A 21,970-nucleotide genomic window follows, 5' to 3' on the forward strand; every position below is an offset into this window, starting at 1 on the left:
TCACGCACCGGTCACAGTCCGCTGCCCGGTTCTGCCCGGATCCCCGATCGCAGGGTACCTACGCGAACTCCCCGTCCACAGGCCCGGATCAGGGCACATCCGTCTCCGTCCGGACCCCTGTGCCCCACCGACCCCTGTGACCCGCGCGCGCTTTCGGACCGCGCTGTGACCGCCCGCCCCGTAGAACAACCGGAGCGGAACCGACCGTACGCCCGCCCGGCAGGGAGTCGTGACCTCGCAGATGACCGAAGGACCCCGCTTCTCGGACTTGGCACACCGGGTGTCGGCGGACCTGTCACGCCGGGTGGCGGGCCGCGCGATGACGGCGCTTGGAGCGCTGACCCGGGCCCTCGGCGGAGGTGATCTTGGCCATCAGGTCCGTGCGGCGCTGGACGTCCAGTTTGCGGTACGCGCGCGTCAGGTGCTGTTCGACCGTGCTCACCGTGATGAACAGCTTGTCGGCGATCTCCCGGTTGGTCAGTCCGCGGGCGGCGAGCGTCGCGACGCGCAGCTCCGCGTCACTGAGTTCGACGGGGTGCTGCCGCGGCCGAGCCGCCTGCGTGCCGTCCTGGGCGGAGGACGCGCCGGTCTCGGCCGGCGGCGCCTCAGGGGCCGGCACTCCGCATTCGCCGGCCAGCTGGCGCGCTCTGCGGGCCAGGGCGCGGGCCTGTCCGGCGTCGCCGAGCTCGCGGTGGGCGCGGGCCAGTTCGTCGGTGGCACGGACGAGTTCGAGCCGGTGCCCGGTCTCCCGCAGGATCTCCACGGCCTCCCCCAGCAGCGGCAGCCGGCGCGCGGGGCCGAGGGTCCGGGCCAGGACCCGCAGCGACACCCCGCGCGTCCACGCGGCGCCGGGTCCGACCAGCGCGAGCTGTTCCTCCGCGAGGGCGCGGGCGCGGCGCTGGTCGCCGAGCGCCAGGTGGGCGAGGGCGGCGTCGGTGCGCCAGGGGACCAGGGCGGGCAGGTCGAGGCCCCAGCCGGTCATGGTGTCGCCGCAGGCGCGGAAGTCGTCGAGCGCCGCGTAGGGGCGGCCGGCCGCGAGGTAGTAGCAGCCGCGTGCCCACAGATAGAGCAGTCCGTCGGGGGTCTGGAACGCCGCTTCGGTCACGGGCACGGCGAGATGGCCGGCCGCCTCGCCGAGCCGGCCCATGGCCGTCTTCACGTACACGGCGACGGCGACGAGCGACGCCAGGGCGACGCCCCAGCCTTCGGCGGGTACGAGTGCGTCGGCCGTGCGCACGGACTCCTCGGCGGCGGCAAGTCCGCCCAGCCGCACCTCTGTGCGGGCCTTCACGGCGGCGAACCGTGCCTGCCACATGGGGGCGCCGCGCTCGGTGGCCTCCTTGAACAGCGTCTCGCACCAGTACGCCGCCTCGTCGAGGTGGTCGGCGAGCACGAGGGAGTCCAGGGTGGCGACGAGCAGGGGGACCGTGTGGTCGTCGAGGCGGGTGCCCTGGAGGATCTGTTCCGCCCGCACGACGACGTCGTCCCTGCTGGGGTCGGACGCCGCCTGCGCCAGGGTCGCCACCCGGTCATGGATGCTGCGCGCGGCCGAGGGCGCCCGGAGCACGGCACCGTTCGCGTCGGACCGGTCGGCGCCGGGCAGGCCCGGGTAGGTGCGGTCCATCCACAGCCGGATGTCGTCGAGCCGGTGGCGCAGGCCCGTACCCGTGTCGCCGCGCCCGGCGGTGTGCAGGACGGCGAGTGCCTGGTCGACCTGGCCGAACCACAGGAGGTGCCCGGCCAGTTCGGCGGACTGGTGGTGTCCGAGGCGGCCCGTGAGGGCGGCGGCCGTGAGCTCGGGCAGGTAGCGGGCGCCGACGGCCGGGTTGACCCGCCAGGCGGCCCGGGTCAGCGCGGCCCTGATGTCCAGGGACCGCCCCTCGTCCGTGCAGAGGTCGCGGGCGGCGCGCAGGCAGGACAGCGCCAGGGCGACGTCGTCGTCGGTCAGGGCCCGGTCGGCCGCTTCGATCAGGGTCGGCAGCGCCCACGCGCCGTCGATGCGCTCCGCGCGCATCAGATGCCGTGCGACCACGGTCGCGGCCCTGCCGTGCTCGTGCAGCACCGTGGCGACGCGGGCCTCCAGGTGGGACCGGTGCGCGGGCTCCATGGTGTGCAGCACCGCGGTCCGGCCCGCCTCGTGCCGGAACCAGCCGGAGCCGAGCAGCCCCATCGCGCCGAGGGCGGTCAGGCCGCGGTGCACCGCATCGCGGCCGACGCCGAGGACTTCGGCCAGTTCGGCCGGCGAGGCCTGCGGGCCGAGGACGGCGAGCGCCCGGGCGATGTGCTGCTGCGCGGGGTCGACGCGGTAGAGGCACGCGGTGACGGCACGCTCGAAGGCCTCGCCCGGCATGCAGGCGTCGAGGCCGCTCTCGTCGCCGTCGGCGAGCGACGCGGCGGTGTCTTCCAGGAGCGCCTTCGTCAGCAGGGGGTTGCCGCCGCCGGTCCGGTGCAGGTGCGTGACGAGCGGGCGCGTCCGCCACCGTTCCCCGCCGTAGGCGTCGGCCATGTCGCCCACGCCATGTCGGGTCAGCGGACCGAGCCGGATATTCCGGCAGCCCGGAAGGCGCAGGAAATCAACCTGGAAGCGGGTGTTGTCGGATAACTCGGTGCAGCTTTCCGCGAGGATCATCAGAATACGGTTTCTGTTGACCCTTCGCGCCAGATAGAGCAGGCATTCGAGAGAATCCTGATCCACGTGATGCACATCGTCCACGACGACCATCACGGGCCTTTCCCGCGCCTTTTCCAGGACAATCCCGCACTGCTCGGCGACCACCGCGGCGGGAAGCGTCACCCGAGCCCGCCCTCCCGATCCGGCCAGCACCCTTCCACCCGGCGACCACGGCGCGCCGGCCATGCCCGCATCGGACGAGCCGACTCCGAGCAGCAGTTGCCCCATCACTCCGAGGGGTATGTCGCGTTCCGCGTCCGACGCCGTGGCCTGCAGTAACAGCGCTCCGGTGGCACCCGCCCGCTCTGCGCAGGCACGCAGCAGCGCACTCTTCCCGCTCGCGACCGCGCCGCTCACCAACAGCACGCCGCCGTGTCCGGCCGAGGCGGCGTCGAACATGCCCTCCATGACCGACAGTTCCTTGTCCCGCTCCACCAAGTTCATGAGCCGACTTATCCCCCAGTCCCGACGGCTGATTCTTGCGCGGTACGGGCGGCCGATCAGATGCAGCCTTTCGGACGAGACCGCCCTCCCCTGTGAAGATTCTCCCATAAGGAAAAATCAACTACCAGCCCGATTCACTGCGGAGACTTCGGGACAACACTGAATTCACGCCATTCAACCCGCAAACGGACCCCTCAATTCCGAATTCAATGGCACTTCTTGCGTGGTTTTCAGATGGCCAAAATCAACTGACCATTCGGTCGGCCGGTGGCCAGAATCCATCTGACCTGGCACGCTCGCCGGCCCGGGCGCCCTCGGACGGTCGATCCGCCGGCTCGGGCGCACCGGCCGTGCTGGTGTAGACCTCCGGAAGGAACGCTTTCTGTCGGCTTTCGGTCAGCCTCGCTTGAACGCCCCCGGCGGCACGCGCGTACGACCTGGAGGGCGCGGGCCCCAACCTCAAATGTTGCTCTGAAGGTCCCCGCCCGGGGGTTCGGGCGCAGCCCCTGGGGCCATACCCCCGTCACGTCCGGACGTCCGGCACGACGTCGAAGGAGACGGGACAGCGGGCAGGGCAGAGGCCGAGGAGGGGACGATGCAGCGACTGGGCACGGGGATCGGGTGGCGACCGGAGATCGCGGACGCCGTGGAGCGCATGCCGGGCATCGACTGGGTCGAGACCGTCGCCGAGAACATCTGTCCCGGGCACCTTCCGGAGTCTCTCGTACGCCTGCGGGAGCGCGGCGTGACCGTGATCCCGCACGGCGTCTCGCTCGGCCTGGGCGGCGCGGACCGACCCGACGCCGGCAGGCTGGCCGCGCTCGCCGAGCGGGCGGAAGCGCTGGGGTCGCCGCTGGTCACCGAGCACATCGCGTTCGTACGCGCGGGCGGACCGCTGACCGCGTCCCCGCGTCTGGAAGCGGGGCATCTCCTGCCGGTCCCCCGCACCCGGGACGCCCTCGACGTGCTGTGCGAGAACGTTCGTGTCGCCCGGTCCGCGCTCCCCGTGCCGCTTGCCGTGGAGAACATCGCCGCGCTCATCTCCTGGCCGGGCGAGGAGATGACCGAGGGCCAGTTCCTGTACGACCTCGCCGACCGCACGGGCGTCCGCCTCCTCATCGACGTCGCCAACCTCCACACCAACCACGTCAACCGCGGCGAGGACCCGGCCAAGGCGCTCGCCGAGCTGCCGCTGGAAGCCATCGCGTACGTCCATGTCGCGGGCGGCTTCGAACGCGACGGCGTCTGGCACGACAGCCACGCCCACCCGGTCCCCCAGCCGGTCCTCGACATCCTGACCGACCTCGCCTCCCGCGTGTCCCCGCCGGGGGTGCTGCTGGAGAGGGACGAGAACTTCCCGGAACCGGCGGAGCTGGAGCGGGAGTTGGGGGCGATTCGAGGGGCGTTGGAGAAGGGGGATGCGGAGCGGGGGGTGCCCTCGGCGAGCAGGTCCGCAGCAGCACCCGTGACGGGCACACTTCAGGAGGCCGCGGGCGAACGGAGCACCACGGCAGAGCGGGACGCCGCGGCCGAGCCGAGCACCACGGCCAAGCCGAGCACCACGGGCGAGCCGAGCACCACGGCCAAGCCGAGCGCCGCGGCCGAGCAAAACACCACAAACGAGTGGGCCGCGACGCGCGAGCGCAAGGCGGCACGCGAGCGAGGAGCAGCGCTGGACGCGGCACGCGAAGAAGACGCTGCGGGAGAGCAGGGGCGGACGCCCGAGCACGAGTCGGCACGCCGGCGAACGGCAGCACGGGACGCGGCACGCGAAGAAGACGCCACGAACGGACCGGAACCGAGGCCCGAGCACGAGGCGGCACCCGAGCAACCGCCGACCCAAGACACCGCACGCCAAGAAGACACCGTGGGAAAGCAGGGACGGACGCCCGAGCACGAGGCGGCACACCAGCGAGCGGCAGCGCAAGGCACCGCACGCGGAAAGGACGCCACGAACGAGCCGGAGCCGGAGCGCGAGCAGCGCACCGTGGCCGCGGCACCCGGTATCGAGCACGCTCGGCAGCGGCTCGCTCTCGCGCAGGCCGCGCTGCTGTCCGCGCTCGTCGCCGGGACGCCCGTGCCAGAGGGGTTCGACCGGGTGCGGCTCGGGGTGCAGGCGCGGGCGCTCGCCGGGAAGCGGGCGGAGGTCGTGGCGAAGGTCGCGCCCGAGTTGCCGGTGATCCTCGGGGAGGGGTATCGGCGGGCTTTCCTGACGTACACGCACGGGCACCCGATGACCGACGGCTACCGGCGCGACGCGCTGGACTTCGCCGGGTACCTGCTGGCCGAGGGGCGGCTCGAAGACGCGCGGGTGCGGGCGGAGGTGCGCGAGTGGTGGCTGGAGCGTTCGGGGCCGCGGCCGCGATCGCGACGCCCGGGGGTACGGCTGGCCCGGGCCACGCGCCGGGTGCTGCTACGGCGGTGAGCGGGCCGCGGGGACGGGCAGTGATGCTTCGACGGTGAGCGGCAGCGACGCGGGCGAGCGGCTACCCCCTCCCCGGCGGCACCCCCTGCACCGTCACCCCACCCGCAACCTCCAACCCCCACCACCCGACGGACCCCGCATACGCCACCCCCCGCTCCCCTCCTAGGCGCCGCCACCTCCACCGAGTGTGCCGGGGTTAACACCCCAGCCCCGTAATGCGATCACCGCACCCGCTTCATCCCCATCTGCTCCGGTACGCCCCTCACCCTCACTCCCCCATACGCCCGTATCGACCCCCGTTGCAACCATTCGCCCCCGTACGGCAGTTGGCGTAGACCCAGGGGTACCCCGAAGTAATATGCCAACCCAACCCTTGAAGCGCACTAACGTGCGGTGCCGCAACAGGAGGCACCATGCGACCGCGTCCCCCCATCAACGGCCGAGGCATCTTCAGCGGCACCGGGCTCATCATCACGGGCCTGACGGCGACGCTGCTGGCGATGATCTTCCCGATCTGGTCGTACGCCGACCGGTCCGGGACGGGTCTGGACGTGCTCAACGCCGAGACGGTCTCGACCGAGTACGGGCCGCTGTCCGGCCTCGACCGCGAGTTCGTCACGAAGGTCCGGCTGGCCGGGCTGTGGGAGCTGCCCGCAGGTCAGCAGGCGCGGCAGAAGGGCACCACACCCGCCGTACGCACCGCCGGTCAGCACCTCATCCAGGGGCACACGTTCCTGGACGAGCGGGTGCGTGACATCGCCGCACGGCTCCGCCTGGAGCTGCCCAACGAGCCCACCGAGCAGCAGCAGGAGTGGCTGGCGACCCTGGACTCCGCCCAAGGCGTCGAGTACGACCGGCAGTTCGCCAACATCCTGCGGCTGGCCCACGGCAAGGTGTTCTCCGTCGTCGCCCAGGTACGGGCCAGTACGCGCAACTCACTCGTCCGTGAACTCGCCGACGACGCCAACACCACCGTGCTGGACCACATCAAGGTGCTGGAAGCCACCGGGTACGTCGACTGGGACGCCCTCGCCAGGGACATGGTCGCCGGCAGCACTCCCCCGATCACCCCGTCCCCCGCCCCGCCCGGCCCCACCACCGACCCGGCCCCGGCCGTCCCGATGACGCCGTCCCCGTCCCCCACTCCGACCACGACCTACACCCTGCCGCCGGCCGCCACCAGCCCCCCACCTAACAGTTCCGGCAACCCCTGAAAACCAGTTCCTGTCCGGCGGCCCCCGGCGGGTCGCCGATCTGACCCGCGTCTCCATGGCCCGGCAGCGGCGGCTGCTGCTCGCGCACACCGGCTGGGCGACGGTCGTCGATCCACGGGGCCGGGACGAGTGGAGCGCTCGGTGATAGGGGCCATCGGGCCGGAGGGCCAGTCCCGGATCGAGCCGGTGCGGGACGCCGCGGCGGTCGTCCTGGCGCTGGGGGCGATCGCCCTGCTGACGCCCGCTCAGTCGGACATGCCGGCGCATCTGGTCGCCCTCTGGTTCGCGCTCCCCTTCGTGCTCCCCCTGAGCTGCCTCGCCATCGCCCGGGTCGAGATCCACCCGTACGCGCAGTGGGCCTCCCCGGCCGGGCAGCGGCTCCTCGGCGCCCTGGTCCAGCACCCGACCGGCGGGGACGACCGTGCCCACCTCACTTCCGTCGCCGTACGGGGCGTGCGCGCGATCGGCGAGCCGGAACTGCGCCAGGCCTTCGGCCACCGCGGCCCGGTGACGCATCGGGGGCATTGACGCCGACACCGGCAGGACGGTGCTTGCCTTCGCCAACAGACGAACGAAATATCCCTTTTGTTGCTGCCGTGCACTGAAGGGACACGCGATGAGAGTTCCCGCCCTCTACCCGGTCGCCGGAGCGCTGCTCCTGACCGCCCTCTCCACCGCCCCGGCCGGCAGCACCGGGGCCCCGGTCCCGGGTGCGGCCGAGAAGTACGGCGTGACGGTGGCCGCCGCGCGTGCCAAGGCGGCCGGCATCCCCTTCGCCGGCTGCCCCAAGCAGCTGGACCTGCCCGCCCAGGTGAAGTGCGGCACGGTGGCCGTCCCGCTCGACTACGCGCATCCCGGCGGCAAGCAGATCAAACTCACGGTCAGCCGGATCCAGGCCACGCACAAGGACCCGCACAACAGCAAGCGCCGGGTGCCCCGGCAGGGCGCCCTGGTCTACAACCCGGGTGGACCGGGCGCCTCCGGCGTGCACTTCCCGCTGATCGGTGTCCTGCCCGCATGGAAGCGGCTGGCGGGCGCCTACGACCTGGTCGGCTACGCCCCACGCGGAGTGCGGCCGTCCGCGCCGGTGTCCTGCCAGGACCCCAAGCAGGTCGCCAAGGGGCCCGCCGACGCGCCGACGCACCCGTCGGAGGCCTACAAGCGGGAGCGCATCGCCCGGGCCAAGGCCTACGCGCGCGGCTGCGCCGAGCGCACCGGCAGCGCGCTGCGGCACTACAACTCCCTCAACAACGCCCGGGACCTGGACGTCCTGCGTGCCGCGCTGGGCGAGCGGAAGCTGACGTTCATGGGTGCGTCGTACGGCACCTACTTCGGCGCGCTGTACGCGACCCTCTTCCCCTCCCACGTGCGGCGGATGGTGTTCGACTCGGCGGTGAACCCGGACCCGGCGCAGATCTGGTACCGCAGCAATCTGCTGCAGTCGGCCGCGTTCGAGGGGCGGTGGGCGGACTTCCGGGAGTGGGTCGCCAAGCACCACGACGTCTACGGCCTCGGTGACACCGCCGACGAGGTGCTGCGCCGCTACGACAAGGTGCGGGCGCGCCTCGCCGTGAAGCCGGCGGGCGGGAAGGTCGGGCCCGAGGAGTTGCAGGAGGCGTTCCTGCAGGCCGGGTACTACGACGACTACTGGCCCGCGCGGGCGCAGGCGCTGTCGGCGTATCTGAAGGGCGACGAGAAGCCGTTGGTCGCGCTGGCCGCGCCGGCGACGGAGGCGGCGGCCGAGAAGGAGAACTCGAACGCGGTCTACACGGCCGTGGAGTGCAACGACGCGCCCTGGCCGACGGACTGGGCGGTCTGGGACCGGGACAACACCCAGCTCGCGCAGGTCGCGCCGTTCGAGACCTGGGACAACGTGTGGATGAACCTGCCGTGCGCCTACTGGCAGGCGCCCCGGCAGCAGCCCCTCGACGTGCGGACCGCGCCGGGTGAGGTGCCGCCCCTGCTGATCCTGGCCGCCGAGCGGGATGCCGCCACGCCGTACGACGGGGCGCTGGAGATGCACCGGCGGCTGTCGGGCTCGGTCCTGGTGACCGAGCGGGACGCCGGCACGCACGGCATCGCCTACGGCCCGAACGCCTGCGTCAACGGCCACATCGACGCCTACCTGCTGGAGGGCCGCCTCCCCGCCCGGCAGGCGGCATGCGAAGGTCACCCCGAGCCCAAGCCGGAGCGCCTGAACCGCAAGTCGCCGAAGCCGGCCGACCGGACCGCGACGAAACCGGGCGGCCGCCCCGGCAAGGCCGCGGCCGCCCGGCTCCCGCACTGATCAGGCGAGGCCCGCGACCAGCTCCGCGACGTCCTTGCGGCGGCCCGTGAAGAACGGCACCTCTTCGCGGACGTGCATCCGGGCCTCCGAGGCCCGCAGGTGGCGCATGAGGTCGACGATGCGGTACAGCTCGTCGGCCTCGAAGGCCAGGAGCCACTCGTAGTCGCCCAGCGAGAACGAGGCGACCGTGTTGGCACGGACGTCCGGGTAGCCGCGGGCCATCTTGCCGTGGTCGGCGAGCATGCGGCGGCGGTCCTCGTCGGGGAGGAGATACCAGTCGTAGCTGCGCACGAAAGGGTAGACGCTGACGTAGTTGCGCGGCGTCTCGTCGGCGAGGAACGCCGGGATGTGCGAGCGGTTGAACTCGGCGGGGCGGTGCAGCGCCATGTTCGACCAGACCGGCGTCAGCGCGCGGCCCAGCTTGGTGCGGCGGAAGAGGTTGTACGCCTCCTGCAGCTGGTCGCTGGTCTCGGCGTGCCACCAGATCATGAGGTCGGCGTCGGCGCGCAGCCCGGACACGTCGTAGGTGCCGCGGACCGTCACGTCCTTGGCGGCGAGCTGGTCGAACAGCTCCTGGACCTCGTCGGCGTAACCCGCGCGGTCCTCGGGGAGTACGTCCTTCAGCTTGAAGACGGACCAGAGGGTGTAGCGGATGACCTCGTTGAGGTCCTTGGCCAGCTTGCCCTTGTTCGGGATCCTGCCGGACTCGGTGGTGGAGGCGTCGTCACTCATGTCCCCTATTCTCCCGCTCCGCCGTGCAGACTCTGCACCGGGTGGGCGGTGAGCTCCTCCACACCACTCAGGTCTCCGTCCAGCTGATCCACCGCGGCGTACGCGCTCGCGATGCACGCCGGGATGCCCACACCGTCGTACTGCGCGCCGCACACCGCGAGGCCGGGCAGCTCGGCGATGTGCTCGCGGATGCGGGCCACGCGCGCGTGGTGACCGACCGGGTACTGGGGCAGGCCGTCGGTCCAGCGGGTGACGCGCGTTTCGACGGGGGTGGCAGTGAGTCCGGTCGCCGCTTCGAGGTCGCGGCGGGAGACGTCGACGAGGTGGTCGTCGTCGCGCCGCAGGATCTCCGTCTCGCCGTACCGCCCGACGGATGTGCGCAGGACGACCACGTCCGGGCTCTCGTCGGCGATCCAGCCCCACTTCTGGGAGGCGAACGTCGACGCCTTGATGGTGCGCCCGTCGACCGGCGGTACGAGGAAGCCGCTGCCGGCGGGGAGGTCGGTGCCGGCGCGGCGGAAGGCGAGCGTGATCAGGGCCATGGAGGCGTACTCGACGGTGGCGAGCTCCGTCGCGGCGGCGGGGGCCTCGGCGCGCAGGAGGGCGGCGGCGGCCGGGGCGGGCAGGGCGACGATCACGGCGTCGGCGCGCCAGACGCGGTCTCCGGCGACGACGCGCCAGAGGGCGTTCGACTCGGCCGGGCCCGGCGCGGGCCGGCCGCCCACCCCGGCGTGCCCGACCCTGCGCAGCTCGGTCACGGGCGCCCCGGTCACGATCTCGCCGCCCCGCGCGCGGACCGACTCCGCGACCGCGAGGGGGAGGGTGCCGACGCCGCCCTCGATGCCCATGAAGACCGGCCCCGTCTGCTGGGCCGCGGCCGCCTTGGCCTGGATCTCCCGAACGGCCTCCGTCAGGGAGTCGTGCGTCTTGGCGGCCTGGTAGAGCTGCGGGACGGCCGAGCGCATCGAGATGCGGTACGCGTCGCCCGCGTAGACGCCGCCGAGCAGGGGTTCGACGAGCCGGTCGACGACCTCGCGGCCCAGGCGGGCCGCCACATACTCCCCCACCGCCACGTCGTCGCCGACCTCCGTGCGGGGCAGGTCGGCGTCGCGCTCGATGCGGGCCAGCCCCTCGTCGGACAGGACGCCGGAGAGCGCGGACGCGGTACCGGGGACGCCCATGACATGTCCCTTGGGCATGGGGCGCAGGGCGCCGCGGGTCCAGATCGAGGCCGTCGCGGTGGCGGGCGGCTGGAGCCGGCCGGCGAGACCCACCTCGCGCGCGAGGGCGACGGCCTCGGGGCGGCGCGCCAGCATCGACTCGGCGCCGAGGTCCACGCGCGCGCCCGCGATCTCACCGGGCAGCAGCTTGCCGCCGACCCGGTCCGACGCCTCCAGGACGGTCACCCGCCGGCCGGCGGCCAGCAGCCGGTGGGCCGCGGCGAGCCCGGCGATCCCGCCTCCGATGACGACGACCCGGCCCCGGCCCGTACGAGTCTGAACTTCGCGCATGTCCACAGCCTCTCAGACCCCACTGACAGGCCGTCCCCGCCCCGGTGTCCTTCACGAGTCCCGACCGTGACCGCATCGGGACCGTTCCCCGCCAACGTCCCGCCCCCTCCAGGCGTCGAAGAAGCGTCAGTCGTCACGACGACCCTCGGGGGTACGCCCACATGCGCACACGACGCTCCACCCGCTCCATTCGATCCGTACGACCGGTTCAGGCCCTCGCCGGCCTCCTGCTGGCCACGGCCCTCGCGCTCACCGGCTGCAGCGCCTCGGACGACTCGGGCGGCAGCAGCGCAGCCGGGGACAAGGCCGCGAAGGCGGAGTCCCAGGCGGACGCGAAGGAGGGCGCCCCGGGCGGCGGCTACGGCTCCGACGCCGGCAAGGCCACCGCGCCGCCCAAGGTCACCGCGAACCGCATCATCCGTACGGCTTCGCTGACCGTGCAGGTCAAGGACGTACCGAAAGCTTTGGACGAGGCACGCACCACCACCGAGGACGCGGGTGGCTACGTCGGCAACGAGACCACGACCCGGGACGAGGAGGGCCACGAGCACACCCGCGTCGTGCTCCGCGTTCCCGTCGACCGGTACGCCGACGTCCTCGCGGACCTGCAGGGCGCGGGCAAGCTGATCGAGCGCAGCGCCAAGGCGCAGGACGTCACCGACCAGGTCGTCGACGTGGAGAGCCGCATCAAGTCGCAGCGCACCAGCGTGGCCCGGATCCGTGAGCTGATGGACCGGGCGACGAAGCTCAGTGACGTGGTGACGCTGGAGGGCGAGCTCAGCAGCAGGCAGGCCGACCTGGAGGCGCTCCTGGCCCAGCAGGCGTCCCTGAAGGACCGCACGAGCCTGGCGACCATCACCCTCTCCCTGTCGGAGACGCCGGTGAAGAAGGCCGCGCGGGACGACGACCCCGGCTTCCTGGACGCGCTCGCGGGCGGCTGGGACGCGTTCGTGACGATGCTGCGCTGGCTCGCGGTGGCGTTCGGCGCCGTGCTGCCCTTCGCCGCGGTGGCGGTGCTGATCGTGCTGCTGTGGCTGAAGGTGCTGCGTCCCCGGCTGTCGCGCCGCCCGGGCACGGCACCCGCGACGACGGCCCTGGGCCCGCTGCCGACGGCCTACCCGGCACCGGGGCCCACGCGCGCGGGGGACGGGCGCGGCGGCGAACAGGGCGGCGGGCAGGACTGAAATGCCCGGTGCTCGTAGCGTGTTCGCATGAGCATGAGCGCTGCGAGGGGTGTGCCGGGTACGCGAGAGCGGCTGGTTGTGATCGGCGGCGACGCCGCGGGGATGTCCGCGGCGTCACAGGCACGGCGATCGAGGAGCGCCGGGGAACTGGAGATCGTGGCCTTCGAACGCGGCCACTTCACCTCCTTCTCGGCCTGCGGGATCCCGTACTGGGTGGGCGGCGACGTCCTCGACCGCGACCAGCTGATCGCGCGGACGCCCGAGGAGCACCGCGCGCGGGAGATCGACCTGCGCATGCGGACGGAGGTCACGGAGATCGACGTGGCCGGCGGCCGGGTACGCGCGCGTGACGTCGATTCCGGCGCCGAGTCCTGGACGTCGTACGACAAACTCGTGATCGCGACCGGCGCCCGCCCGATCCGCCCCGACATGCCCGGCGCCGACGCCCCCGGCGTCCACGGTGTGCAGACCCTCGACGACGGCCAGGCCCTCATCGACACGCTGGCACGCACGCGTGGCCGCCGCGCGGTGGTGGTCGGCGCCGGCTACATCGGCGTCGAGATGGCCGAAGCGCTCATCAACCGCGGCTACGAGGTGACCGTCGTCAACCGCGGCAGCGAGCCCATGTCGACGCTCGACCCGGACATGGGCCGCCTGGTGCACGCGGCCATGGAGGGCCTCGGCATCACCATGGTCAACGACACCGAGGTCACCAAGATCCTCACCGGCGAGGACGGCCGGGTCCGCGCGGTGGCCACCGAGGACGCCGAGTACCCCGCGGACGTGGTCGTCCTGGGTATCGGCGTCCGCCCCGAGACGACCCTCGCCCGGGCCGCCGGCCTGCCTCTCGGCGACCACGGCGGCCTGCTGACCGACCTGGCGATGCGCGTGCGCGGCCACGAGAACATCTGGGCGGGCGGCGACTGCGTGGAGGTCCTCGACCTGGTCTCCGGCCAGGAACGCCACATCGCCCTCGGCACCCACGCCAACAAACACGGCCAGGTCATCGGCACGAACGCCGCCGGCGGCTACGCCACGTTCCCCGGCGTGGTCGGCACGGCCGTCAGCAAGGTCTGCGACCTGGAGATCGCCCGCACGGGCCTGCGCGAGAAGGACGCGCGCAGGGCGGGCCTGCAATACGTCACGGCCATGATCGAGTCCACCAGCCGCGCGGGTTACTACCCGAACGCCTCCCCCATGACGGTCAAGATGCTCGCGGAACGCCGCACGGGCCGACTGCTGGGCGTCCAGATCGTGGGCAGGGAAGGCGCGGGGAAGCGGGTGGACATCGCGGCGGTGGCTCTGACGGCGGGGATGACGGTGGAACAGATGGTGTCCCTGGACCTCGGATACGCTCCGCCGTTCTCCCCGGTGTGGGACCCGGTACTGGTGGCGGCCCGCAAGGCGGCAAAGGCTGTTAATGCGGGTGCCTAGTAGGGGGCGGCGCCGACAACGCCCTCAGGGGCGCGGGGAACTGCGCGACCAGCCACAACGAACCCGCAGCCGCCGACCGACCCACACCCCTACGGCGCTTACGCGGATCCGTTGATCCTCTCGATCGCCTGCCGAGCCTGCTCAGCAGGCGGCCGCGACGGCAACGACGACACAGACGCACTCACACTCGGCGGCATGGCGGCAGCCGGCTGTTCCCCCGCCGGCTTCGCATGTGCCGCCCCCGGCCGAGCCGACCGCAACCGATGGCTCACGGCCTCATCCAACGTCACCGGCCGCTGCATCTGCGTCGCCAGCCGTCCGGCCTCCTGCCCCAGCCGGGCGACGTCTTCCCACGGCAACCGCACCACCAGGGCAAGTTCGGCCTCCCCGTCGGGCAACGCGTGAATAGGAGGAGTAACTCGGTCGTTCATCGCCTGTTCCTCACGTCGGTTGCCGGGACATACGCACGCGGCGACAGCCCCGTTCACCGATTCGCCGGACGTATCCCGGGCAGATACCTCTCGTGGTCATCCCTGTCCATGACGTGAACCCCGTCCGCCGCACCCCCTGGGTGACGTACGGGCTGATCGTCGCGAACGTCCTGGTCTTCCTGTCCACGCCCGGCATAGCCGGCTCCGTGGCCGGTGAGAGCAGCCTGGCCCAGCTGTGCCATCTGCACGCTTTCCTGGACCACTACGCGGCCGTGCCACGGGAGCTGATCCACGACCAGCTGCCGAGGGTGGTCCCGACGGGCGAGGTCGCGCTCGGCACGCAGGGCCCGGGCTGTGTGATCGGCCCGCCGGGCTACGACAAGTCCCCGGTGCTGTCCGTCTTCACCGCGATGTTCCTGCACGGCAGCTGGCTGCACCTGCTCGGCAACATGCTGTTCCTGCTGATCTTCGGCAACAACATCGAGGACCGCATGGGCCATGTGCGGTACGCGCTGTTCTACGTCGCCTGCGGCTACGCGGCGTCGTACGGCTTCGCGCTCCTCAACGACGAGTCGGCCGACCCGCTGATCGGCGCGTCGGGGGCGATCGCGGGCGTGCTGGGCGCCTATCTGGTGCTGTATCCGAGGGCCCGCGTCTGGGTCCTCGTCCCGTTCCTGGTCTTCCTGCCGCTGCGGCTGCCGGCCTGGCTGGTCCTAGGCTTCTGGTTCGGGCTGCAGGCGGTGTACTCGTCCGGCGAGGGCGTCTCCGACGCGGGCACCGTGGCGTACGCGGCGCACGTCGTCGGCTTCCTCGCCGGCATGGCGCTCGCCTGGCCGCTCAAGCCGGGCACGCCACCACCGCCGGAACCGCGCGGCCTGCTGTTCGGCAGGCGGGCCCGGCCCCGGCACACGTGGTGAGCACAGGCCCTAGCGGGCGGTGTGCGTGTGGACGTACTCCACGAGCCGGGTCAGCGCGTCCGGGTCGGTGGAGGGCATGACGCCGTGGCCGAGGTTGAAGACGTGTCCCTCCAGGCCGGCCGCGGCGTCGAGGACCTCGCGGGTCTTGGTCTCGACCGCCTCCGGCGTGGAGAACAGGACGGTCGGGTCGAGGTTGCCCTGAAGGGCCTTGCCGGGGCCGACCCGGCGGGCGGCCTCGTCGAGCGGGACGCGCCAGTCGACGCCGACGACGTCCGCGCCGGCCTCGCCCATGAGCTTCAGCAGCTCACCGGTGCCGACGCCGAAGTGGATGCGGGGGACGCCGTATCCGGCGACGGCGTCGAAGACCTTCGCGGAGGCGGGCATCACCGAGCGCCGGTAGTCGGCGGGGGCGAGTGAGCCGACCCAGGAGTCGAAGAGCTGGATCGCGGAGGCGCCGGCCTCGATCTGCACCTTGAGGAAGGCGGCCGTGATGTCGGCGAGGCGGTCGAGCAGGTCGGCCCACAGCTCGGGGTCGCCGTACATCATCGCCTTGGCGTTCTCGTACGTGCGGGACGGGCCGCCCTCGACGAGGTAGCTCGCGAGGGTGAAAGGCGCGCCGGCGAAACCGATGAGCGGGGTCGAGCCGAGCTCGCGGGTGAGCAGGCCGATGGCCTCGGTGACGTAGGAGACGTCCTCGGGGGTCAGGTCACGCAGCCGATCCAGGTCGGCGCGGGTACGGATGGGGTGCTCGACGACCGGGCCGACGCCCGGCTTGATGTCGAGGTCGATGCCGATGGCCTTGAGCGGGACGACGATGTCGCTGAAGAAGATCGCCGCGTCCACGTCGTGCCGGCGCACCGGCTGCAGGGTGATCTCGGTGACCAGCTCGGGCCGCATGCACGACTCGAGCATCGGGATGCCCTCGCGCACCTTGCGGTATTCCGGCAGGGAGCGCCCGGCCTGCCGCATGAACCACACCGGCGTGTGCGGCACGGGTTCGCGCCTGCACGCCTTGAGGAAGGCTGAGTCGTAGGTGGCGGGCGGCGGCGTCGGCTGCGTGTTGGCACTCACGGTGGCAAGTCTCGCACGACGCCGGTCCGCGTCGTTCGGCCCGTCCGGCGCCGACACCGGGAACGGGGTGTCTAGCCCAGCGCGAAGCCCCGGTTCCCCTTAACCTTCCGGCATGGCTGCGGCTCAGGGAAGACTGTCGGACGGTACTGGCGGCATGGATGAAGCGAGGGACACCGGGGAGGCGGACCGGCATGCGCGCAACTCGGCTCCCGCGGCTTTCCGTGCCGCGGTCGAGGCCCTGCGCGGCAGTCGGCTGCGGCCGCAGATCGAGGTCGAGCAGACCAAGGCGCCCCAGCGCCTCGCCCCGTACGCGTACGCGCTGGAGGCCGCTGTCGTCGACGGCGACGACGACCTGGCCGACGGCCGCCTGGTGCTGCTGCACGACCCGGCGGGGCACGACGCCTGGCGGGGCACCTTCCGGCTGGTGACGCTGGTGCGCGCGGAACTGGAGCCGGAGATGGCCGCCGATCCGCTGCTGCCCGACGTGTGCTGGTCGTGGCTGACCGGTGCGCTCCAGGCGCGCGGACTGTCGTACGGCGAACCGAGCGGCACCGTCACGCGCGCGAGTTCGCACTACTTCGGCGGTCTGGCCGAGCGCCCGGCGGCCTCGCAGATCGAGATCCGGGCCTCGTGGACGCCCCGCGAGGGCCTGGGCGGCGTTCCGGACACCGCGGCCCACCTGGCGTCCTGGTGCGACCTGCTGGCCCAGGTCGCGGGCCTGCCCCCGGCGGGGCCGGGCGACGCGTCGGTGGTGACGCTTCCGCAGCGCCGTGATCCACAGTCCCGCTGACCGCCACCGACTTGACCGTCACTTTGTCGATACGGCCACCTTCGGTCAGGAACGGGCCTTGATCGAGCCGATTTGCTCACCGAACGATCGACCGTGTGTCCGAATTGCCCCGATTGTTACTCACTAAATCGTGATCTTTCCCTAAAGGGCCACGGGTTTGGTGCCGAAGACGACTGTGACCTTGAAAGCCGTCCCCGCACCCAGGAGGCCTGGTGTCCGTTCTCCTCGAGCAGCCCGCAAGCCTGGTCGCCTACCGCCCGAACAAGCCGACCGCCATGGTGGTCGTGGCCGATCCCCGCGTCCGCTCCACCGTCACCCGCCACCTCTGGGCGCTCGGTGTGCGCGATGTCATCGAGGCCTCGTCCATCGCGGAGGCCCGTCCCCGCATCGGCAACCCCCGCGACATCTGCGTCGCCGACGTCCACCTGCCCGACGGCTCCGGCCTCACTCTGCTCTCGGAGACCCGTGCCGCGGGCTGGCCCAACGGCCTCGCCCTCTCCGCCGCCGACGACATCGGCGCCGTACGCAACGCCCTCGCGGGCGGTGTGAAGGGCTACGTCGTCACCGGCACCCGCACCAACGTCGGGCTCCCCACCCGGCCCGGTGCCGCTCCCATCGGCGCTGCCGCCGCCCGTATGCACCGTCGCCACCCGGGTGCTCCGAGCCACCCGGGCGGCTACCGCGAGCTCTCCGGTCGTGAGGTCGAGGTGCTGCGGCTGGTGGCGGAGGGCCAGTCGAACAAGGCGATCGGCGTCTCGATGGGCCTGTCCGCACTGACCGTCAAGAGCCACCTCGCCCGCATCGCCCGCAAGCTGGGCACCGGGGACCGCGCCGGCATGGTCGCCGTGGCCCTGCGCACCGGCATCATCCACTAACCCCTTGCCCGTTTGATCATTCACCTGCTCGACCACTCGCCGACGTGATCGGGATCGGCCGCTGATCCCCGCCCGCGTCCCACACCTGTCGTGAACCGGTGTCTTCCCTCACCCGACTGGTTGACGGCCCTCAGGCGCCCGCCGACGGAACGTTCCGTCGGCGGGCGCTGTCCATGCAGGTGAAGATCGCTCGCGGGCAGGAGCGGGAGGATGTGAAGACCGGTCGAGCGGGCAGAGCGGGCTGATAGACATGCGCACCGACGAGTGTCATCTTCCGGCGCTCGCGATCATCCTGCCCCGAACGGAGCCCGTTATGCCCAAGTCCTCCACCTCTTTGGCCTCCTGGAGCCTCGCCGCCGCAGCCGCCGCCGCGCTGCTGGTGGGCTGCTCGTCGGAGGCCAAGCTGTCCAAGGACGAGGTGGCGAACACGATGGCCGAGAAGCTCGCCGCGCAGACGGGGCAGCCGAAGCCGGACATCACGTGCCCGGAGGACCTCGTCGGCAAGGTCGGCGCCTCGCTGCGCTGCACGCTCACCGGGAGCGACGGCGTCTCCCTCGGCGTGACCGCCAAGGTCACCTCCGTCGACGGCGACACGGTCGACTACGACATCAAGGTCGACGAGAAGCCCTCCTGAGGGGCTGCTGCCGGGCGGGCACGTGGGAGATGTGTGAGCACGAAGTGCTGATTGTGATGGACCCCCAGGGGGTTGGGACCGGCGAAGGGCCCCAGGGGATGCTGACACCATGAGTGGAATCGAAGCAGTCCTGATCCTGCTGTGGTTCGGCGCCATCGCGGCGCTCGTCGTGTGGGTGAACCGGCGCAAGGCCCGCAAGAAGCGCGAGGAGCAAGAGGCGTACGTTCAGCTGCGGTCGTTCGCCGAGAGCCGCGGGTGGACGTACGAGGAGTTGGCGCCGAGCCTCGTCGACGCGTACCAGGGGTCAGAGCCGCTCCCCATCAAGGCCAGCGGCATCCCGGGCGACAACGTCATCAGTGGCACTCACCGCGGATACGGCTTCCGCGCCTTCGAGTACCGCTACTACAACAGGGACATCGACACGACCACGACGAACGTCGTCGTCCACTCCGTCTGGGCCCTGAACCTGGGCACAGAGGTTCCGGACCTGCGCATCTACCGGGACGGCTGGCTCGACACCGTCCAGCGGGGACGGGCCATGAAGGTGGGAATCCCGCAGCTCGACGAGGACTTCCACATCGTCTCCCGCGACGAGGAGCGCGCCCGGCCCCTTGTGCTCGGCGGTCTGGCGGAGTTCCTCACGTCCGACCCCCGCGCCCGTGAGATGCCGCTCCGTCTCCACGACGGTCAGCTGATCACCTGGCGCGAGGGGACCGCCCTGAGGAGTGAGACGTTCGACGAGCCCCTCGAGTATCTCGCCGACGCCGTCGGCCACTTGGGAATCATGTCGCCCACCCGGCCTCCGCAGGCGTCGTAGCACAGCCGCTTCCACCCGCTGCCCTCCTGAGACGCACGATTTGGTCGCACTATGAAACTTCCCGGTAGGGATCATGGTGATGTCCAGGGCCGATGTCGTTGCGTCCGCGCGTTGAGAGATCCTCTTGAGGTTTTCAACGATCAGGGTGTGGCCGTGCGTTCGCACCCGCTCGGACGGAGAGGGGGGAGCGGATGGGCCAGTTCGATGTGGAGCCGTCCGAACTGCGGTCGGCTTCCAAGAAGATCAAGGACTCCGTGGGCAGGAGCGACAAGGTGAAGCTCGACGAACTCGGGGACGACGGCGGCGACTTCGGCCACGGCGACGCGGCCGAGGAGTTCGGCAGTCTGATGGCCACCTGGATGGAGGCCATCAAGAGCCCGATGAAGGAGGACGGGGAGAACTCGGCGGACAAGCTGGACGAGAACGCCGCGTCCTACGAGCGCGCCGAGCAGGAATCCCAGAACCACTTCACCGGGCCCGCGGTCGCCGCCGGCCCGAGCCACTGACGGGGAAGCAATGGCAGCACGACTCGGCTCCACCCAGGACCCGCGCGAACTCATCCCGGGAAACCCGTCGAAGCTCACGGGTGACGCGGACAAGCTCGACGGCCATGCGAAGACCCTCGACGGCATCGGGGACGAGCTCGGCTCCGTCCGCATCCCCAGCTGGCACGGAGAGGCCAGCAACGCCTTCTGGGAGGACTTCTCGGGCCAGAAGCAGAAGTGGTACCGCGGCTCGGACTCGCTCGGCGCGGCCGCGGCAGCGCTGCGGGACTACGCCCGAGCCCTCGAGTGGGCCCAGGGGCAGGCGGAAGAGGCCATCCGGCTGTACGACGGGGGCGACGAGAGCGCCGGCGAGCAGCTGCTGGAGGCAGCGCGCGCCCATGTCGAGGCCGAGGGCGACGCGGCGGCGAAGAAGTTCAAGGCGCAGGGCGGTGAGGGCGACAACGCGCCCGACTGGCTGTTCTGGGCCTCCGAGGCGGCGCAGGACGACACCGGCGCGACGTCCAAGCAGCTCGGCGAGCTGGAACGGGCACGCGATCCACGGACCGTCAGGACGTGGGGCGACCACAAGAACATGACGCTGCAGGAAAGGGAAGCGCTGCGCGAGGGCAAGGGACCGGGCGTCACCGTGGCCGGCCCTTCCGTCTCGGCCGACGCCAAGGTGTGGGGCGCCGAGGCCAAGGGGCGCGGTGAGTTCGCGGGCGGCGAGGTCTCCGGCAAGGCCGGCGTCAACCTCCTCGGCGTCGATGCCTCCGCCGGGGTGGGACTCGTGGACGGGAACGCCACCGCACAGGCGTCCGGCAAGGCCTACCTCGCCCAGGCCACGGCCGAGGGCAAGTACGAGGCCGGTTATTTCGAGACCTCCGGCAAGGCAGAGGCGTACGCGGGCGCGGAGGCCGGCGTCAAGGGCTCGATCGGCACGGACGGCGCCCACGTCGGCGGTGAGGCCTTCGCCGGTGCCAAGGCCAGCGCGGAGGGGCATGCCTCCGTCGCGGGTGTCGGCGTCGGCGGCACGGCGGAGGCGTGGGCCGGTGCCGGCGCCGAGGCCCACTTCGACGCCGGCATGAAGGACGGCAAGTTCGTCATCGGCGGCGACCTGGGCGTCGCCGTCGGCGTCGGCGGCAAGCTCGGCGGTCAGATCGAGATCGACCCGGGCAAGGTCACCGACGCGGCCGGCGACGCGGTCGACGCGATCGGGGACTGGTTCGACTGACCAGCCGCCGGGCGGCCCCACCCGGGGCGGCCTGCCGTCGCCCCTTCCCTCTCGCTTCCCGTACCGTCGGAACCCGTACCGCAAGGAGTTGATCCACCATGCCGGGCACACTTCCGGTGCCGCTCGACGTCGAGCTCCCGCAGGGCTGGCAGTCGGCACCCCCGGACGAGGTCGGCGCCCCGCACGCCGCCTTCGTCGCCCTGCACATGGCCTCCCGGGGTCAGGGCTTCATGCCGAACATCACCGTCACCGGCCACACCCTGGAGGGCTCGTCGAGCCTGCACGGCCTCGCCGAGGAGTCGGTGCGGCGGCTGCGCGAGAACGTCGGCCCCGTCGACGTCGTCAAGCGCACCGAGGTGGGCACATCCCCGGCGCCGGGCCTCATCGACGCTCCGGGGATCGTGCAGAACCTGCGCATCCAGGCCACCGTCAACGGGCAGCCCATGGAGCTCGCGCAGAGCCAGTTCATCCTGGTGCTGGAGAACGAGCAGCGGCGCAGTGAGCGCGCCGAGATCGAGATCGCGCTGACGGCGAAGACGAGCCAGCTCAAGGACGTCCTGGAGGACTTCCAGGCCTTTGTTTCCACCCTCCGCCCGGCCACCACCTCCAGCCCGGAGGGTTAGAGCCCGTCCGACGGATCGGGGCGGCGCAAGGCGCCCCACCGGGCCTCCCGCCCTTGGCGACGTCGCCAGGGGCGGGATCCGCGGAGTCCGTCAAGGGCACACCTGGCCGAGAAGCACCGGTTTGCCGTCAGCAACGGCGAGAGGTGTTTCCGCAGGTCAGCGCCAACGTGTCCAGAACATGCAGGTCAGGCGCT

18 protein-coding genes and 1 pseudogene are annotated in these 21,970 nt (G+C 71.8%); 14 read left to right on the forward strand and 5 right to left on the reverse strand.

The window, feature by feature from the left end; all coding sequences use genetic code 11:
- Positions 1-295: 295 nt before the first annotated feature.
- Complete coding sequence (locus ACIBU0_RS13030; RefSeq protein WP_398816125.1) at positions 296-3,115, reverse strand: AAA family ATPase; 2,820 nt, start codon at positions 3,113-3,115, stop codon at positions 296-298.
- 595 nt (positions 3,116-3,710) lie between these two features.
- On the opposite strand from ACIBU0_RS13030, the gene ACIBU0_RS13035 reads away from it, so the two are divergent.
- The 4 genes and pseudogenes from ACIBU0_RS13035 to ACIBU0_RS13050 all read left to right on the forward strand — a co-directional run bounded on the left by ACIBU0_RS13035 (position 3,711) and on the right by ACIBU0_RS13050 (position 9,041).
- Positions 3,711-5,540, forward strand: coding sequence for a DUF692 family multinuclear iron-containing protein (locus tag ACIBU0_RS13035; protein WP_398816128.1), 1,830 nt, complete (start codon positions 3,711-3,713; stop codon positions 5,538-5,540).
- Between the two features lie 413 nt (positions 5,541-5,953).
- The gene (locus ACIBU0_RS13040; RefSeq protein ID WP_398816131.1) at positions 5,954-6,754 is read left to right on the forward strand and encodes a DUF4142 domain-containing protein; all 801 of its coding nucleotides are present in this window, start codon (positions 5,954-5,956) and stop codon (positions 6,752-6,754) included.
- Positions 6,753-7,282: pseudogene (locus ACIBU0_RS13045) on the forward strand (TIGR04222 domain-containing membrane protein); the annotation flags it as partial. The gene ACIBU0_RS13040 and the pseudogene ACIBU0_RS13045, both read left to right, overlap by 2 nt.
- An 88-nt stretch (positions 7,283-7,370) precedes the next feature.
- Positions 7,371-9,041: an alpha/beta hydrolase gene (locus ACIBU0_RS13050; RefSeq protein ID WP_398816134.1), complete on the forward strand. Its 1,671-nt coding sequence runs from the start codon at positions 7,371-7,373 to the stop codon at positions 9,039-9,041.
- Here ACIBU0_RS13050 and hemQ read toward each other — a convergent pair whose 3' ends face one another.
- Positions 9,042-9,773, reverse strand: coding sequence for a hydrogen peroxide-dependent heme synthase (gene hemQ, locus ACIBU0_RS13055; protein ID WP_398816136.1), 732 nt, complete (start codon positions 9,771-9,773; stop codon positions 9,042-9,044).
- 5 nt (positions 9,774-9,778) lie between these two features.
- The gene (hemG, locus tag ACIBU0_RS13060) at positions 9,779-11,284 is read right to left on the reverse strand and encodes a protoporphyrinogen oxidase (RefSeq protein ID WP_398816139.1); all 1,506 of its coding nucleotides are present in this window, start codon (positions 11,282-11,284) and stop codon (positions 9,779-9,781) included.
- Between the two features lie 161 nt (positions 11,285-11,445).
- On the opposite strand from hemG, the gene ACIBU0_RS13065 reads away from it, so the two are divergent.
- Together ACIBU0_RS13065 and ACIBU0_RS13070 are read left to right on the forward strand one after the other, a co-directional pair.
- The gene (locus tag ACIBU0_RS13065) at positions 11,446-12,468 is read left to right on the forward strand and encodes a DUF4349 domain-containing protein (RefSeq protein ID WP_398816142.1); all 1,023 of its coding nucleotides are present in this window, start codon (positions 11,446-11,448) and stop codon (positions 12,466-12,468) included.
- Between the two features lie 27 nt (positions 12,469-12,495).
- Positions 12,496-13,902, forward strand: a complete 1,407-nt coding sequence (locus tag ACIBU0_RS13070) for an FAD-dependent oxidoreductase (RefSeq protein WP_398816145.1) — start codon at positions 12,496-12,498, stop codon at positions 13,900-13,902.
- Between the two features lie 98 nt (positions 13,903-14,000).
- Here ACIBU0_RS13070 and ACIBU0_RS13075 read toward each other — a convergent pair whose 3' ends face one another.
- Positions 14,001-14,333: a hypothetical protein gene (locus tag ACIBU0_RS13075; RefSeq protein ID WP_398816148.1), complete on the reverse strand. Its 333-nt coding sequence runs from the start codon at positions 14,331-14,333 to the stop codon at positions 14,001-14,003.
- A gap of 92 nt (positions 14,334-14,425) precedes the next feature.
- On the opposite strand from ACIBU0_RS13075, the gene ACIBU0_RS13080 reads away from it, so the two are divergent.
- Complete coding sequence (locus tag ACIBU0_RS13080) at positions 14,426-15,250, forward strand: rhomboid family intramembrane serine protease (protein WP_398816151.1); 825 nt, start codon at positions 14,426-14,428, stop codon at positions 15,248-15,250.
- Positions 15,251-15,259: 9 nt separating this feature from the next.
- Here the strand turns inward: ACIBU0_RS13080 and hemE are convergent, their stop codons facing one another.
- The gene (gene hemE / locus ACIBU0_RS13085; RefSeq protein WP_398816154.1) at positions 15,260-16,321 is read right to left on the reverse strand and encodes a uroporphyrinogen decarboxylase; all 1,062 of its coding nucleotides are present in this window, start codon (positions 16,319-16,321) and stop codon (positions 15,260-15,262) included.
- A 112-nt stretch (positions 16,322-16,433) separates the two neighbouring features.
- On the opposite strand from hemE, the gene ACIBU0_RS13090 reads away from it, so the two are divergent.
- The 7 genes from ACIBU0_RS13090 (at position 16,434) to ACIBU0_RS13120 (ending at position 21,776) form a co-directional block, all read left to right on the forward strand.
- Positions 16,434-17,111 (forward strand): DUF3000 domain-containing protein, encoded by a 678-nt coding sequence (locus ACIBU0_RS13090; RefSeq protein WP_398816157.1) that lies wholly within the window; start codon positions 16,434-16,436, stop codon positions 17,109-17,111.
- A 212-nt stretch (positions 17,112-17,323) separates the two neighbouring features.
- On the forward strand, positions 17,324-17,986 hold the full coding sequence (locus ACIBU0_RS13095) for a response regulator transcription factor (protein WP_003997051.1): 663 nt from the start codon (positions 17,324-17,326) through the stop codon (positions 17,984-17,986).
- Between the two features lie 313 nt (positions 17,987-18,299).
- Complete coding sequence (locus ACIBU0_RS13100) at positions 18,300-18,620, forward strand: DUF4333 domain-containing protein (protein WP_398816161.1); 321 nt, start codon at positions 18,300-18,302, stop codon at positions 18,618-18,620.
- Between the two features lie 109 nt (positions 18,621-18,729).
- Complete coding sequence (locus tag ACIBU0_RS13105) at positions 18,730-19,437, forward strand: hypothetical protein (protein ID WP_398816164.1); 708 nt, start codon at positions 18,730-18,732, stop codon at positions 19,435-19,437.
- 191 nt (positions 19,438-19,628) lie between these two features.
- A complete protein-coding gene (locus ACIBU0_RS13110; protein WP_398816167.1) occupies positions 19,629-19,943 on the forward strand; it encodes a hypothetical protein in 315 nt (104 codons plus the stop codon).
- 10 nt (positions 19,944-19,953) lie between these two features.
- Positions 19,954-21,153: a putative T7SS-secreted protein gene (locus tag ACIBU0_RS13115; RefSeq protein WP_398816170.1), complete on the forward strand. Its 1,200-nt coding sequence runs from the start codon at positions 19,954-19,956 to the stop codon at positions 21,151-21,153.
- A 98-nt stretch (positions 21,154-21,251) separates the two neighbouring features.
- Positions 21,252-21,776: a hypothetical protein gene (locus ACIBU0_RS13120; RefSeq protein WP_398816172.1), complete on the forward strand. Its 525-nt coding sequence runs from the start codon at positions 21,252-21,254 to the stop codon at positions 21,774-21,776.
- The last annotated feature ends 194 nt before the right edge of the window (positions 21,777-21,970 follow it).

It is taken from the genome of Streptomyces sp. NPDC049627 (assembly GCF_044465645.1).
Classification (GTDB): Bacteria; Actinomycetota; Actinomycetes; order Streptomycetales; family Streptomycetaceae; genus Streptomyces.